This window comes from Pauljensenia sp. UMB1177, from assembly GCF_030217965.1.
Lineage (GTDB): Bacteria > Actinomycetota > Actinomycetes > Actinomycetales > Actinomycetaceae > Pauljensenia > Pauljensenia turicensis_A.
Genome location: NZ_JASOOV010000002.1, coordinates 245,409 through 259,629, shown reverse-complemented (window position 1 = coordinate 259,629; position 14,221 = coordinate 245,409). Strand labels below are relative to the sequence as shown.

Genomic DNA, 14,221 nt, shown 5'->3' with positions numbered 1-14,221 from the left:
ATTCAGACGCAGCACCAATACACATCGACATCAGTCGGGCCGAAAGCCGTTTACGACTACAAGCCGGTGCAGATTCATTTCAGCGTTCCCCAAGGAACTCGGGCGGTCAATCCGATGCGGATTGGTCAATACGGTGCAGCTGAGCGCGAAATCATTCTCCACCGTGGCCTGAAATACAGAATCGATCACGTGCAAGAAGATGAAATGGCGGATCAGATTCACGTCTTTGCTACGATTCTCGAGGAAAAAGAGTAGAATAATACCATGGAGCCGAAGAGGAAGAAGCCGCTCTCGAATGAGGAGCTGAACAGGCTCGTCGAAGAATCCGGATGGATCAACGGCGAGTGGCATTCTGCCGCTGCGGCAAGTCCAGCCGGCGAATCGTCCCTCCCGGAGGGTCGCTACCCATGCATGATTTTCCTCGTCGACGAGACGCCAGTCTCATGGGTTGACCTGATCCGCGATGGCAAGGTCGTCGCCATGATCGCCTGGTACGGAGACCCCGTCACCTACATCGACACGGACTGGATCTGCCTCAGCACGCGCGATGATGAGCTCCAGCACTACATGGATGAACTCGGGATCCGCGGGTTCACCATGACTGAGGCGCGCGACCACATCCTGGAGATCTGGGAGCACACCGAGATCCGCGCAGTCACCCTCGGAGAGTACAACGCGATCTACAAAGAACGGGTGAACAAGCTGAAGAAGCCCAAGCGTTAACAGCACCAACACCTTCAACACACAGAGAGAACCCCGAAGCCACTGAGGCTCCGGGGTTTCTTCATGCCGAGGCTAGAAGAAGCCTGAGCGACCAGAAGCTCACAAGCTACTCCCAACCCCTGTCACCCGTTAGTGGTGCCGGGGTTTTCTATACCCAAGTTTCCCTGACCACTGGGGTTCAGTGGGTTCACCATGGCCGACGGGCCTTGTACGGAGAGGACACACTATGGCAGACCAGCAGACCGAGCTATTCCCGATGGATTGATGAATTCACCACTTCCCGCGGCCTGCCGTCAGCGCCCCTCACAATCTGCACGGGAAAGTGAGGGCGTTTTTGCGTATCTGTCATCAATTGGTTGGCTTTGACCAGTTGCCGCGTCCTGGGCGGCGAGCGTTCCACTCGTCGATTGTTTCTGCTTTCCAGCCCATTGTGCGCCTGCCTTCGAGTCCGATGTACACGTCGGGCTCTGGAAGCGTGTAGCGCCCTAGAGTGCCTACTTGTACGCCGATACGGCGGGCAAGGTCAGAGCGAGACAGATAGACGGGTGTCTGGTCTGTCATTTCTTATTCCTTCCCATGATGAATGCAATCAGGTAGATGACCCCTGCGACGACAAGCAACGTGCCTGCGATTGCTGCGTAGACCGTATAGCCTTCGACGGCAAGCCAGACAATGATGCATACGAGGGCGAGCAAGATCAGGATGTCCTTGATGTTGTTCATATTGTGTGGTGGAATTTTTCGTAGGGGCCGGTGGCCCGGAGTTGCTAGTGACATCTCCGGACCATCGGTCTCATTTGCACTTGCTCCTCGATGCTGTGATCACCTTGGCGCTTGCCTTGATGATTTCAGCGATCCCGAAGAGAATTCCCAGTAATTCCTACGAAATCCGTTTCCTTCACCTCCTTCCTACACCCCCATAATACCACACTAGTAAAGTGTTGACAGGTGGAAAGAGGATACAAAGCAAGAAAATGACTAGAACTTAAAACTCTCCCCCAGCTTCCGCACATTCGGCTTCCTCAGCTTCCTTCTGACGCTTACGGCGCTCAGCAGGTGTGATATACACCCCACAAACCATCTCTGACTTCGCAATCGCCATCGCGTTTTGGGCGTCTTTCAGATTGGAATACGAGCCGATTAGATATCGTTTGCCTTCAAAACTGAAGCGAACGCGATATTTTCCTCGGTATTCCTCGATTCCACGCGGTAAATGTGGCATTTCAGCTCATTGTTTGCGCCTGGTATCAATTTCAGCGGCTCTTGGTATCAGACGGGCTTGATACCAGCATGATACCAATTTCAGGTATCTAAACGGCTTTCACTCTCACCCGCACCACCCCACCACAAACGGCGTGATAGCAACAAAAACCCCCGATTTTCAACGAGAACCGGGGGTTATCAGAGCGGATGACGGGAATCGAACCCGCGTGATCTGCTTGGAAGGCAGAGGCTCTACCATTGAGCTACATCCGCAGACGCATCAAAGCGCGCATGGTCGATAGTAGCGGGTTTTCACGTCGATTGCGAAATTTAACCCTCTAGGCCTTATGATCTTCCATGTAGCATTTCGCTTCGGCGCCCTCAAACGCCGTTGCGTGTGTTTCGGGGTGTGGCGCAGCTTGGTAGCGCGCCTGCTTTGGGAGCAGGATGTCGCAGGTTCAAATCCTGTCACCCCGACAGCCAAAAAGAGGCCGTGACCCGCATAAAGGTCACGGCCTCTTTCACTTCAATGCTCATGAAGCAACGTATTTCAGAACGTTGCCGTATCGATCACGTAGCGGTAGCGCACCTTGGAGTCGACAACGTTGTTGTAGGCCTCGGTGATGTCTTCGCCACTGATGATCTGAACCTGCGGGGCGATTCCATGCTCGCCACAGAAGTCCAACATTTCCTGCGTTTCGGGGATGCCACCAATGTTGGAACCAGCAACGATTCGGTTACCGCCAATGACCGCACGCCACGGCAGGGTCAGCGGCGTCTCGGGCAGGCCGACGTTCACGAAGGAACCGAGCGGACGCAGTGTTGCAATCAGCCCCGCGTAATCAAGGTTCGCGGCACTGACGGTGCAGATAATCAGATCAAAGCTGGAAGCAAGCGAGGCGACTGTCCCCTCTTCACTGGTGGCGTAGAAGTGCGTTGCGCCGAACCGACGCGCATCTTCTTCCTTCGAACGACCGTGCGAGATCACGGAGACCTCGGCACCCATGGCTGCCGCAATCTGGACCGCCATGTGCCCCAGTCCGCCCATGCCCACAATTGCGACCTTCTTGCCGGGGCCAGCTCCGAAACGCTTCAGTGGCGAATACGTCGTAATACCCGCGCACAGCAACGGAGCCGCTGCCTCAAACGGGATTTCATCCGGGATGCGGCACGCAAAGTTTTCCGACACCGTGAAGCCCTGGGAGTAACCTCCGGCAGTCGGATTTCCATCGGCATCCAAACCATAGGTCCAGAGCGCTCCTGGAAGGCCGGCCTCGTCCCCCGTACAGAACTGTTCGTAGCCCGAGGTGCACATTTCACACGTGCCACACGAGTTGGTCAGGCAACCGACGCCGACCTTGTCGCCGACCTTGTACTTCGTGACGCCTTCGCCGACTTTGGCGACGATGCCGGCGATCTCGTGGCCGGGGACCAGAGGGTACTTCTTCGGGCCTCACTCGCCCCTGGCGCTGTGAATGTCGGAGTGGCAGACGCCGGCGTACTTGACCTCGAAGTAGATTTTGCCGGGGCCGGGTTCGCGCAGGTGAATGGTGGTTTTGTGGAAAATGCTGGCGGTGTCGTCGCACGCGTAGGCGAGAACGTCGGGCATGATGCCTCCAAAGATTGTGAGGTGGGTTCGCCGATTATCGGCATCGTTTCATTATCCGCGTTGGGTGCAATTCGCGCACGCCGACGACGGTGATGAAGTTGCTGGCGGCATGAGCACGGTGGACGTGGGTGGATTCAGTTGCCATAAGTGGATCATTCCACGATGCACGAGATCGCACCCCTGATGAGGGCTCAACGCCTATTTGGCGCGAATATCACGAAGCATTTCCGCTGAGCGCTCTGGGGATCCTCGTAGCTCGTCGCCTTACCAGCGACGAAGCGGCACCAACCGTAATCTGAAGGTCGCGGTGGCTGAACCAGGTTTGCCTTCGTCTTCACACACAAACGAGAAAAGATCATCAATCATTTCTCGCAATTCGCGGAGCGTGTGACCCTGCGTGTGGTAGGTCTGCCCAGCGTACGTTAAATGAGCGATCCACCAGCCACGATCACGAGCGACCTCAACGGTCATCATTTCCCCTCCAGTTCCTCGTAGGAAAAATACCACTGTAGTCCTCAGGCATTCGCGGAGCACCCCTTATTCCCCTTATGCCCCCGTCAGCGTAGGAAACTCCTTACGAAAACAAAATCCCGGAACCGCAAGGTTCCGGGATTCATCTGGGTGGCTGACGGGACTCGAACCCGCGACGTCCTGGACCACAACCAGGTGCTCTACCAACTGAACTACAGCCACCATTGAAGCGCTTAGCGCAACGGAGAAAACTCTAGCAAATAAGTCACCTCAAATGAAAATCGTACTGGGTACTAGCGCGTGTCATTCGCCACGTCGCCCCCAACAAGCGCAAAGCCACACCAAGCAAGGCGCCACGTCACCAACCGCACCCAACGCGACAAAACCGAGCTTTTAAACCCACATTCGTCGCACCAAGTGCACGTGGGAACAGAAAAGACTCAGCCAGGCACCGATGCAATATCGGAATCAGACCCTTGAGACCCTAACCACCTAGAATTAAACCAGTCCAACTTCCGGGGGCTAGTTCACCAACTGCCGGGGGCTAGTTCAGGCCTTCGCGGCGTCCTCACTCAAGCGAGATGCTCACCAGTGCGCACGCACCGAGATTGCGTCAGCAAAGTTTCCGAGCGCTTCCGGCGTCGCCCCCAGGTACAGGTCAGCGTCAACCAAAGACACTTCCATGACCAGGAACGAGCCCTTACCGTCCGGCACCAGGTCCACGCGGTTGAACAGGAACTGTTCGTCGCGTCCAATGCGTTCCTTCACGTATGCGTGCAGGTTACGGCGGATTTCTTCGCCCCACTGCCATGCGACAGAGTCGGCTGCCTGAGCGGTAACGACTGCTTCGTGCATGCTCGGGTCGGTGACGGATGCGGGGTGCAGCTGCGCACGCTTCACAACAGCGTGCGAGACCAGACCATTGAAGAACACCAGCGAAATCTCACCGTTGGTGTCGATTTCTTCAAGGTAGCGCTGAACCATGACCGCACGTCCCTCGCCCAACAACTGCTGGACCTGCGCGATGGCGGCTTGACGCTGCGGGGTGGAAAGAGTGGTGTATCGGCCGATATCACGCACGCCGGACGAAACGGCGGGCTTGACAATGAACTCACCAGAGGCCGGGAATCGTGTGTGGATCTGGTGCTTCGACAGATTCTGCTCAGGTTCCAGCCAAGTGGTGGGAATGGTGGGCAGACCGCGCTTCGCCAGCGAGCGCAGGTAGGTCTTATGCGTGTTCCACTCGAGAATGTCGGGGTGGTTCAGGATTCGCGGAACCTTCTTGGTCCATTCGAGGAAGGTGTCGCGTTGCAACGGGTAGTCGCTGACCGAACGAACGATAACCATTCCGGCTTCGTTCCAGTCCACGTCCGGGTCGTTCCAGACTTTAATGTGGGGGTCGCATCCGCGTTCCGCGAGAGCATCCAGCAACCCTTCCTCACCGTGGTAGAGGTTCGGCATTGCAGATGATGTCACCAGCGTGACTTTGGGCTTGGTCGTCATAGTTCCAAAGATACCGAATCGGCGCATGCTTGTGGGAGTTAAGTCCTGAGAGCCAGCGCACGCCACAGTGGTCGTTTGTTCGCTCAGCGACGAGGCCGCCTCCACTTAGAAACCGTCTCACCACTACAGGGGCGGGGCACACTCGCGCCTAAGATCAAGGAGGGGCGTACTCAAATCTGGGTACGCCCCTTCCCGTTGTCATTATCGGTTCGACACTTATCGCAATCCGAGTTCCCGATCGAGCGCTTCTTCAAGAAGTGTGTCAATCAAGCTGGTGTAGTCGAGTCCTCCCTTTGCCCACATTTGCGGGAACATGGAGATCGGCGTGAATCCGGGCATGGTATTCACTTCGTTGATGATGACGGATCCGGTTTCTTCATTGTGGAAGAAGTCGACACGTGCCAGACCTTCGCATTCCAAAGCGTCGAACGCGCGGGCAGCCGTGTCGCGGATCTTCTTTTCGAATTCGGGCCCCACGTTTGCCGGACACACGAGGCCGATGGCTTCGGTGTCGACGTATTTGAGTTCGTAGTCGTAGAACTCGCCTTCGGGGACCTCGATTTCGCCGAGGGGCGCGGTGCGCGGGTGTCCCGTGGCGGATCCGAGGACGCCGCATTCGATTTCGCGTCCAACGATTCCGGCTTCGACGATGACGCGCGGGTCAGCGTTTTGCGCTTCCTTCATGGCGACTGCAAGCTCGCCCGCGGAATCGACTTTGGTGATACCGATGGAGGAGCCTGCGCGACAGGGCTTCACGAACACAGGGTATCCAAGTGCGCTCACGCGGTCGGTGCATGCCTTGGGGTCTTCTGCCCATTGAAGAGCGGTGATGAGTTCCCACTGCCCCACGTCGATTCCGGCTGCGGCAAGCACGGTCTTCGTCAGGTGCTTGTCCATAGAGATTGCGCTGGAGGTGACGCCGCATCCGACGTAGCGGACGTTCGCCATCTCGAAGAGGCCCTGGATGGTGCCGTCTTCGCCGTAGGGTCCGTGCAACAGAGGCAGGACAACGTCAACATGTCCAAGGTCTTCAACGCCGGAGACATGAGAATCTAAAGCCGAGGGATCGCCTTCGTAGGTGACGTCAAGCAACGACCCAGAACCGGGAGCAAGAACAACGCGCGAGGCGCCGGCCGTCACGCTCTGGCCGTGTCCGTCTTTGAATTCCAACGCCGAAGGGTCATCGGCTACGCGCACCCATTCCCCATCGTGAGTAATACCGACGGGCAGAACATCCCACTTCTCGCGATCAATTGCGCGCAGAATTCCGGCCGCTGTCGCACACGAAACCTCGTGTTCACCTGAGCGTCCACCAAAAACGATGAGGACGCGACGCTTTTCAGTTTCAGTCATGCGTTAAGAGTATCGCCACCGCGCGCCCGTTCGACTACGCGGTGGCGGTGTGCCCGTTTACTCGCATTGCCGAAGCCGCGTTCGGCATATTTTCACGCTACGCGTGAACACCGCCCGAACAAGGGCGCGAATAGGAACCTCAGAGTAGAGAGATCTCCCAGCCATCCATCTTCTGCGGGCGCGCAAGGAGCATCTGCCCCATCTGTTCGATCGTGGCGTCACCGCTGACAACGGCTAGAACGGCTGCGCTGATCGGCATATCGATGCCCAGCGAATCAGCGACGGCAAGGATCGGCTCGGCAGAACGCACGCCTTCAACAACGCCAGGTGACAACGCGAGGGCCTCGTCCAAACTCAAGCCCGTACCCATACGATGACCCAAGGAGAAGTTACGTGACAGGCGCGACGAACAGGTTGCCATCAGATCACCAATACCGGCGAGTCCAGCAAAGGTGGCGGGGTCTCCCCCAAGCGCTTGACCCAGGCGAGTCATCTCAGCAAGACCTCGTGTAATGAGAGTCGCGCGGGTATTGAGCCCCAGCCCCATCCCCTCTGCAGCGCCAATAGCCACGGCAATGACATTCTTCGTCGCGCCCGCGATCTCACAGCCAATAACGTCCGTCGAGACATACGGCCTAAAGTACGAGGTGTGACACGCCTTCGCAATATCGATAGCCAACTGCTGGTTCGTTGAGGCAACGACTGTGGCCGTCGGCTGATGCTCGGCGATTTCGCGCGACAGGTTCGGCCCGGAAATGATAGCAATACGATCTTGGCCTAGTCCCGAGGCTTGTTCGATAATCTCGTCGACGCGCAGATGACTGACAAGCTCCAAGCCCTTCGCAAGAGACACGATCGCAACATCATCACTCAAGCATGGGCGCGCAGCCTCCAGAGTCGAACGCACACCGGCAACCGGCACAGCGATAACGATCAGTTGAGCGCCGGTCACAACCTCTTCGATAGAGGTCGACGCACTGATCTGATCCGACAGTTCAATACCGGGAAGATAGGTCGCGTTCTCACCCGAGTTGATGAAGTCAACCGTGGTAGCTTTACGACCCCACATTGTTACATTGAGCCCAGCATCCGCAAGAATCTGCGCAAAAGTAGTACCCCAAGCGCCGGTACCTAAAACCGCCGCGCGCGTAAACACACGTTCCTTACTCATATGTGAGACCCTACTAGCACCTCGACAATTATGGCGGTGAAGATTCAATGATGTCTCGTAAGCGTGTGATTGGCGTTGCCCTGCTGGCATCCTGCGGTGTGATCTTGGGCGCGTGCGCACCTCAAGTCGACGACACTATGAGTGATGGATCGACACCACAACCGATGCCCTCACAATCTGGCCAGTCAGGCCAGTCGGGTGATGCCACCCCAGAAGCTGGCCCTGACGCACAAGAACAGGGCACGCAGCCAATTAACGGCGACGCTTGGGTCAACGAGTTGGAAGACGCCCCGTCTCAACCTGGTAAAACCCCCGCGATCTTCCACGATATGCGTGTTGGCGAACACGACACTTTCTATCGCATTGTCGTTGAGTTCACCGGCGAGGCCACCCTGGGCTACTACCAATCGTGGGCCGACAAGCCGATCGAACAGGGACGCGGACAGGAATTGGACGTGGAAGGCGTCGCCTATCTTGATTTCGTCCTGACCGGAACATCAATGCCGATCATGGACGGACAACTCGAGCAGTATTATCAGGGGCCACGAAACCTGCGGGTTGGTCCCTTGGACGTACGCGAAGACGGAACCTTTGAAGATTCGACCCACATCGTGATCGGTATGGATCACGCGAGGAATTTCCAGCTCGGCTTCCTGACACATCCGCTTCGAGCAGTAATCGACATCCAGAAATAGCAAGCAGAGCTAATCCAGAAATAGCAAGCAGAGCGAGAGCCTCGGGAGAGCTTGTCTCCCCCAGCCTATTTGCCTGCCTTCTTCGCCTTCTTCGCCTTCTTCTCTTCGAGTTTCTTACCTTCTTTTTCCCACCACGGGCCGGCCTTCGTCTTCGCCTGCCACATACGAGTCGGAGGTTCAAGGCCGCGCAGTTGTGCCACTCCCTTGGTCAGCGCAGTGTGCATGCGCGAAGTTGCTTCTTTAACTGCCTCGTGATTATCTGCCCCTTGGTCACTCATCAGATCCGACAGGTCAACAGGAGGCATAATCTGGTAGCGAATCGTGCGCCCAGGGCGGAAATCAATCTTCGACGAGTATGGGCCCTTGACGAATTGAGCACCCCATTGGGCAATCGGAACCACCGACACACCGGTGTCCAACGCCAGGCGCGCAGCACCCGTCTTGAACGACATCGGCCATTGATCGGGGTCTTGAGTGAATGTGCCTTCCGGCCAGATAGCGACAATATCGCCGTCTTTCAGAGCCTCGGTGGCAGCTTCCAAAGACTGAGCGGGATTCACTTCGCGGTCAACGGGGATCAGCCCCATGCCCGCAAAAATTGTGCCCATCACCGGCACAGAGAACATCGACTTCTTCGCCAGAAAACGAATCTTCGTCTTGCGCTTCATGTAGAACCAGCAGAGACTCAGCGGATCAACGGCTGACAAATGGTTCACAATCAGCAAATACGGGCCGTTTTCCGGGATGTTTTCGGTACCCTGCGCATCAATCTTCACCCACGGTGTCATGATCGGACGCAGGACGTTCTGGGCGAAGCGGTAGACGCCAGTGATCTTCGTGCTCATGGATCGAAGTCTAACGTGAGAACAGGCACTCACCGCGGAATGTCAGGGTGCTGTCCACCTGCACCTTTGCGTCTAAGGTCGGCGAATGGGTGCAAGAGCGATCCGCCACGCCTTACGCCGACTACGTTCCTCAGACCAGAACGTCGACGATGTGCGGCGCCGAAGTCACGGTGAAGGGAATCTCGGCCACCTTATCGCCGTCCGCCATGGCAACCATGCCAACGGGCTGGGTAATTTCAATCGACGAAGCCGGCTCCACATGGATGACCTCATGCCCCTGCGAGCGGCCACCCACAACCTTCGCCAAGATCGGAAGAGCCTTCAACAACGGGATGTCTTCAACGTGGCACAGTTCCATGATCCCGTCCGTCATATCGGACTGAGGAACAAGGCGAACGCCACCACCCAATCGTCCAGAGTTAGAAACGGACGTGATCCACCCAGTAAGCTCGCGTTCTTGCCCATCAATCTTCAGCGTAATGGTGGAAGGGCGATGGGTTGCGAGAGCAGCGAACGCTCCATAGCCATATGCGATAGGACCAGACGTAAACATTGACTCGTTCGCCAATAGATTCGCCTTCGCATCCAAGCCCAAAGAGACCAGGCCCAAAACCAGGGAATGAACAGTTCCGTCTGGGGTGGTCACCCACATTCCGTCCATCGGACGAATTCGCGAAGCAAATAGCTCGTCGCTTTCTTCGTTCACAAAACCCAGTTCTGCCAACTGTTTCGCGCGAGCTGACGCATCGGGGCTGATCCCAAGAGCTCGACAAAGATCATTGCCTCGTCCGCCAGGAATCGGCGCGAACAACGTGCCAGCTTCGTGGGCGCCTCGTGCGATCGCCGAAATGAAACCGTCACCACCCAGGGCGCCAATCACATCCTCGGTTGTTGCAGACGCAATCTGACAAGGGTCATCCGACGCTCTGGTGACGCTGACTCGGACCGCCCAACCACCGCCACGTAAAATGCGGACAACTTCGGGACCGACGTTCACTGAACGACCACCGGCTGACATAGAAGAAATCAGCAGATGGATTGATCGCCTCTCCGCCGTAGTGTGCGCAGTCATTGATTCGCTTACTTCACGTAGTCGACGCGAGCATCCAGCTGGTGCAGCTTCTTCGTAAAGTGCTCATAGCCTCGAGCAATCACGTCAATGCCAGCAACCGTAGACGTTCCCTGAGCGGCAAGCGCAGCAATCAGATGCGAGAAGCCACCGCGCAGATCAGGAACCTCGATGTCCGCACTATGCAGCGGAGTGGGGCCGGAAATAACAGCGGAGTGGAAGAAGTTACGCTGGCCGAAACGGCACGGTGTTCCGCCCAAGCACTCGCGGTAGACCTGAATATTTGCGCCCATCTTGCGCAGGGCCTTCGTGAACCCAAATCGGTTCTCATAGACGGTTTCGTGAACGATGGACAGGCCTTCAGCCTGAGTCAAAGCAACGACAAGAGGCTGTTGCCAGTCGGTCATAAAGCCCGGGTGCACGGCCGTTTCAAGGGCAATCGACTTCAGTTCGTCACCGGGATGGTAGAAGCGGATGCCGTCAGAGTCGATGTTGAACGCTCCACCAACCTTGCGGAAGGTGTTAAGGAAGGTCGTCATGTCGGGCTGGTGTGCGCCACGGACATAAATATCACCGCGGGTTGCCAGCGCAGCGGCGGCCCATGATGCAGCCTCAATACGGTCAGGAAGTGCGGTATGGCGGTAGCCCTTCAGCGTGGGCACGCCTTCGATGCGGATCGTGCGATCCGTATCGACGGAGATGATGGCACCCATCTTCTGCAGGACGTTAATGAGATCCATGATCTCAGGCTCGATCGCCGCCCCCTTCAAGGTGGTAATACCTTCAGCACGAACAGCGGTCAAAAGGGTCTGCTCGGTGGCACCGACTGAAGGGAACGGAAGCTCAATAACCGCACCGTGCAAGCCCTCTGCGGGCTTCGTGATGTGGACGCCGTCAACACGCTTATCGACGTTCGCGCCAAACTTGCGCAGGCCTTCAAGGTGGAAGTCAATGGGGCGACCACCGATGTTGCACCCACCCAGTTCCGGGATGAAGGCTTCACCGAGCTGGTGCAACAACGGACCGCAGAACAGAATCGGGATGCGCGAAGCCCCGCCGAGGGAATCGATGTCAGAGCGCGACGCAACCTGAACGTTCGTCGGATCCAGCGTCATCACACCGGTTGTTTGGTCGAAATCAACAGTCACGCCGTGAAGGCGCAACAGGTCCGACACAACATCAACGTCGCGAATCAACGGCACGTTCGACAGCTGTGACGGAGATTCACCAAGAAGCGACGCAACCATCGCTTTGGGCACGAAGTTCTTGGCACCACGAACAGTGATTTCACCGGTTAGCGGGTGACCGCCTTCAACGCGAAGCACGGAGGGCATGAATCAGGCTCCTCAAAAAGATGAATAGTCTGCCTCAACTTTAAAGCACGGCGTGCCGTGAGCGTCTGCAAAGGAGAGTCACGTCTCCCACAGATTCACTCACGGCACAACACACTCAGATGAAACCGAGTTTCGAAGTATTCAGTGATCCGAACTCGTTCAGCGAGCGGACGGCATTCCCAGCCCAACAGGACGAGCAGGAATGACCTCTTCCTTCGGAAGATACTTCGCCGGAAGCGTCTTCGGCTTGAAAGAAGGACGGCTGGTTTCGTAGGCGTCGATTGCGTCTTCGTCGCGGAGAGTGAGAGCAATATCGTCGAGGCCCTCCATCAGGCACCAGCGCACGTAGTCATCAATCTGGAAGGACGCGGTGACCGGACCGGCGGTCACCGTCTTGTTTTCAAGCGAGACAGTGACTTCGGTGCCCGGCTCGTTTTCGAGGATCTTCCACAGGGACTCACAGTCTTCTTGAGAGATCACGCCAGCAACAAGACCCTGCTTGCCCGCATTGCCTCGGAAAATATCGGCAAACTTGGCAGACAGGACGACGCGAAAACCGTAGTCCTTCAACGCCCATACCGCGTGTTCACGCGACGAACCGGTACCGAAGTCGGGGCCGGCAATCAGGACAGAGCCAGAGCGGTACGCATCCTGGTTCAAAATGAACTCGGGATCGTTACGCCAAGCAGCGAAGAGAGCGTCTTCGAAGCCACTGCGAGTAATGCGCTTCAAGTAGACGGCGGGAATGATCTGGTCGGTATCGACGTTCGAGCGACGAAGCGGAACACCAACACCGGTATGGGTCGTGAACTTCTCCATGAGTGTTATCTCCTTCTTCGTTTCTTACAGATCAGCGGGGCTGGACAGGGTGCCTCGAACCGCGGTTGCAGCGGCAACCAGCGGGGAAACCAGGTGGGTGCGACCACCCTTACCCTGGCGACCTTCGAAGTTACGGTTCGAGGTGGATGCTGAACGCTCCCCTTCCTTCAGCTTGTCGGGGTTCATTGCCAGGCACATCGAGCAACCGGCATTACGCCATTCAGCGCCGAAGTCGGTGAAAATCTTGTCCAGTCCTTCAGCTTCAGCCTGCAGGCGCACGCGAGCAGAGCCGGGCACGACCAGCATGCGCAGGTTGTCTGCCTTCTTACGACCCTTGATGACCCCTGCCGCTGCACGCAGATCTTCGATACGACCGTTCGTGCACGAGCCGAGAAAGACGGTATCGATCGGGATTTCACGCATCGGAGTGCCCGCCTCGAGCCCCATGTATTCAAGCGCACGCTCGGCTGCCATCTTGCCAGTCTCATCGGTGAAATCATCCGGATTCGGGACAGCGGCTGAGAGCGGCACGCCCTGGCCGGGGTTTGTGCCCCAAGTGACAAATGGCTCAATATCGGTGGCTTCGAGGATGACCTCGTTATCGAAGACGGCATCATCGTCGGATCGCAGAGTCTTCCAGTATTCGACTGCGCGTTCCCACTCTTCCCCTTCGGGAGCGTGCGGACGGCCCTTGATGTATTCGAAGGTGGTTTCGTCGGGAGCAACCATGCCGGCGCGGGCGCCCGCTTCAATCGACATGTTGCAGATCGTCATGCGGCCTTCCATCGACAGCTCGCGGATTGCTTGGCCTCGATATTCCAGAACGTAGCCCTGGCCACCGCCGGTGCCGATCTTTGCGATGACAGCGAGGATGATGTCCTTCGCAGTCGACCCTGCAGGCAGGGAACCGTTGACGGTGATTGCCATGGTCTTGAACGGAGCCAGTGGCAGGGTCTGGGTTGCCAGAACGTGTTCGACCTGGCTGGTACCGATACCGAATGCGAGTGCGCCGAATGCACCGTGCGTCGAGGTGTGCGAGTCACCGCAGACAATTGTCATACCCGGCTGAGTGATACCCAGTTGCGGGCCGACAACGTGAACGATGCCCTGGTCGGCATCACCCAGCGAGTGCAGACGAATACCGAACTCTTCAGCGTTCGAACGCAGAGTGTGAATCTGTGTACGGCTGGTCTCATCAGCGATCGGCAGGTCGATATCGAGGGTCGGGGTATTGTGATCCTCGGTGGCGATCGTCTGATCGGGACGACGAACCTTTCGCCCTGCCAAGCGCAGCCCTTCGAAAGCCTGGGGACTGGTCACTTCGTGAACAAGGTGGAGGTCAATGTAAAGAAGGTCAGGGGCGCCACCTTCGCCCTTTTTCACAATATGGTCTTGCCAGACCTTTTCGGCCATTGTGCCGGTCATGT

Annotated in this window: 14 protein-coding genes, 3 tRNA genes and 1 pseudogene; 4 read left to right on the top strand and 14 right to left on the bottom strand. The window is 57.1% G+C overall.

Annotated features, from left to right (window positions below):
* Both QP442_RS04375 and QP442_RS04370 read left to right on the top strand, forming a co-directional pair.
* On the top strand, positions 1 to 255 hold the full coding sequence (locus QP442_RS04375; RefSeq protein WP_285069676.1) for an ADP-ribosyltransferase: 255 nt from the start codon (positions 1 to 3) through the stop codon (positions 253 to 255).
* A gap of 9 nt (positions 256 to 264) precedes the next feature.
* Entirely contained in the window at positions 265 to 723 is a 459-nt protein-coding gene (locus QP442_RS04370; protein ID WP_006681892.1) for a hypothetical protein, read from the top strand.
* A gap of 348 nt (positions 724 to 1,071) precedes the next feature.
* Here the strand turns inward: QP442_RS04370 and QP442_RS04365 are convergent, their stop codons facing one another.
* From QP442_RS04365 to QP442_RS04350, 4 genes are all read right to left on the bottom strand, one after another.
* Positions 1,072 to 1,284 (bottom strand): helix-turn-helix transcriptional regulator, encoded by a 213-nt coding sequence (locus QP442_RS04365; RefSeq protein WP_285069660.1) that lies wholly within the window; start codon positions 1,282 to 1,284, stop codon positions 1,072 to 1,074.
* Positions 1,281 to 1,445, bottom strand: coding sequence for a hypothetical protein (locus QP442_RS04360; protein ID WP_285068049.1), 165 nt, complete (start codon positions 1,443 to 1,445; stop codon positions 1,281 to 1,283). The genes QP442_RS04365 and QP442_RS04360 overlap by 4 nt, the downstream gene beginning before the upstream one ends.
* A gap of 262 nt (positions 1,446 to 1,707) precedes the next feature.
* Positions 1,708 to 1,944 (bottom strand): hypothetical protein, encoded by a 237-nt coding sequence (locus tag QP442_RS04355; RefSeq protein ID WP_103631967.1) that lies wholly within the window; start codon positions 1,942 to 1,944, stop codon positions 1,708 to 1,710.
* Between the two features lie 183 nt (positions 1,945 to 2,127).
* Positions 2,128 to 2,198 (bottom strand) — tRNA-Gly (locus tag QP442_RS04350).
* A gap of 130 nt (positions 2,199 to 2,328) precedes the next feature.
* Between QP442_RS04350 and QP442_RS04345 the strand changes: the two genes are divergently transcribed.
* Positions 2,329 to 2,402 (top strand) — tRNA-Pro (locus QP442_RS04345).
* Between the two features lie 73 nt (positions 2,403 to 2,475).
* On the opposite strand, the pseudogene QP442_RS04340 reads toward QP442_RS04345, so the two are convergent.
* The 5 genes and pseudogenes from QP442_RS04340 to QP442_RS04320 form a co-directional block, all read right to left on the bottom strand.
* Positions 2,476 to 3,534, bottom strand: a pseudogene (locus QP442_RS04340) (NAD(P)-dependent alcohol dehydrogenase).
* Positions 3,535 to 4,154: 620 nt separating this feature from the next.
* A tRNA-His gene (locus QP442_RS04335) sits at positions 4,155 to 4,227 on the bottom strand.
* Positions 4,228 to 4,590: 363 nt separating this feature from the next.
* Positions 4,591 to 5,508, bottom strand: a complete 918-nt coding sequence (locus tag QP442_RS04330; RefSeq protein ID WP_040318568.1) for an ATP-grasp domain-containing protein — start codon at positions 5,506 to 5,508, stop codon at positions 4,591 to 4,593.
* A 216-nt stretch (positions 5,509 to 5,724) separates the two neighbouring features.
* On the bottom strand, positions 5,725 to 6,861 hold the full coding sequence (locus tag QP442_RS04325; RefSeq protein WP_285069659.1) for a D-alanine--D-alanine ligase family protein: 1,137 nt from the start codon (positions 6,859 to 6,861) through the stop codon (positions 5,725 to 5,727).
* Positions 6,862 to 7,000: 139 nt separating this feature from the next.
* Positions 7,001 to 8,032, bottom strand: a complete 1,032-nt coding sequence (locus tag QP442_RS04320; protein ID WP_103631971.1) for an NAD(P)H-dependent glycerol-3-phosphate dehydrogenase — start codon at positions 8,030 to 8,032, stop codon at positions 7,001 to 7,003.
* 50 nt (positions 8,033 to 8,082) lie between these two features.
* On the opposite strand from QP442_RS04320, the gene QP442_RS04315 reads away from it, so the two are divergent.
* Entirely contained in the window at positions 8,083 to 8,727 is a 645-nt protein-coding gene (locus QP442_RS04315; RefSeq protein ID WP_285069658.1) for an AMIN-like domain-containing (lipo)protein, read from the top strand.
* A gap of 65 nt (positions 8,728 to 8,792) precedes the next feature.
* On the opposite strand, the gene QP442_RS04310 is transcribed toward QP442_RS04315, so the two are convergent.
* From QP442_RS04310 to leuC, 5 genes are all read right to left on the bottom strand, one after another.
* Positions 8,793 to 9,572: a lysophospholipid acyltransferase family protein gene (locus tag QP442_RS04310; RefSeq protein WP_285068046.1), complete on the bottom strand. Its 780-nt coding sequence runs from the start codon at positions 9,570 to 9,572 to the stop codon at positions 8,793 to 8,795.
* 130 nt (positions 9,573 to 9,702) lie between these two features.
* The gene (locus tag QP442_RS04305) at positions 9,703 to 10,644 is read right to left on the bottom strand and encodes a diacylglycerol/lipid kinase family protein (protein WP_006681321.1); all 942 of its coding nucleotides are present in this window, start codon (positions 10,642 to 10,644) and stop codon (positions 9,703 to 9,705) included.
* An 8-nt stretch (positions 10,645 to 10,652) separates the two neighbouring features.
* Positions 10,653 to 11,975: a UDP-N-acetylglucosamine 1-carboxyvinyltransferase gene (gene murA / locus QP442_RS04300; protein ID WP_103631974.1), complete on the bottom strand. Its 1,323-nt coding sequence runs from the start codon at positions 11,973 to 11,975 to the stop codon at positions 10,653 to 10,655.
* 159 nt (positions 11,976 to 12,134) lie between these two features.
* A complete protein-coding gene (gene leuD / locus QP442_RS04295) occupies positions 12,135 to 12,794 on the bottom strand; it encodes a 3-isopropylmalate dehydratase small subunit (protein ID WP_006681323.1) in 660 nt (219 codons plus the stop codon).
* 24 nt (positions 12,795 to 12,818) lie between these two features.
* Positions 12,819 to 14,219 carry a 3-isopropylmalate dehydratase large subunit gene (leuC, locus tag QP442_RS04290; protein ID WP_103631975.1) on the bottom strand — a complete coding sequence of 467 codons (1,401 nt, stop codon included), beginning with the start codon at positions 14,217 to 14,219 and terminating at the stop codon, positions 12,819 to 12,821.
* Positions 14,220 to 14,221 lie beyond the last annotated feature (2 nt).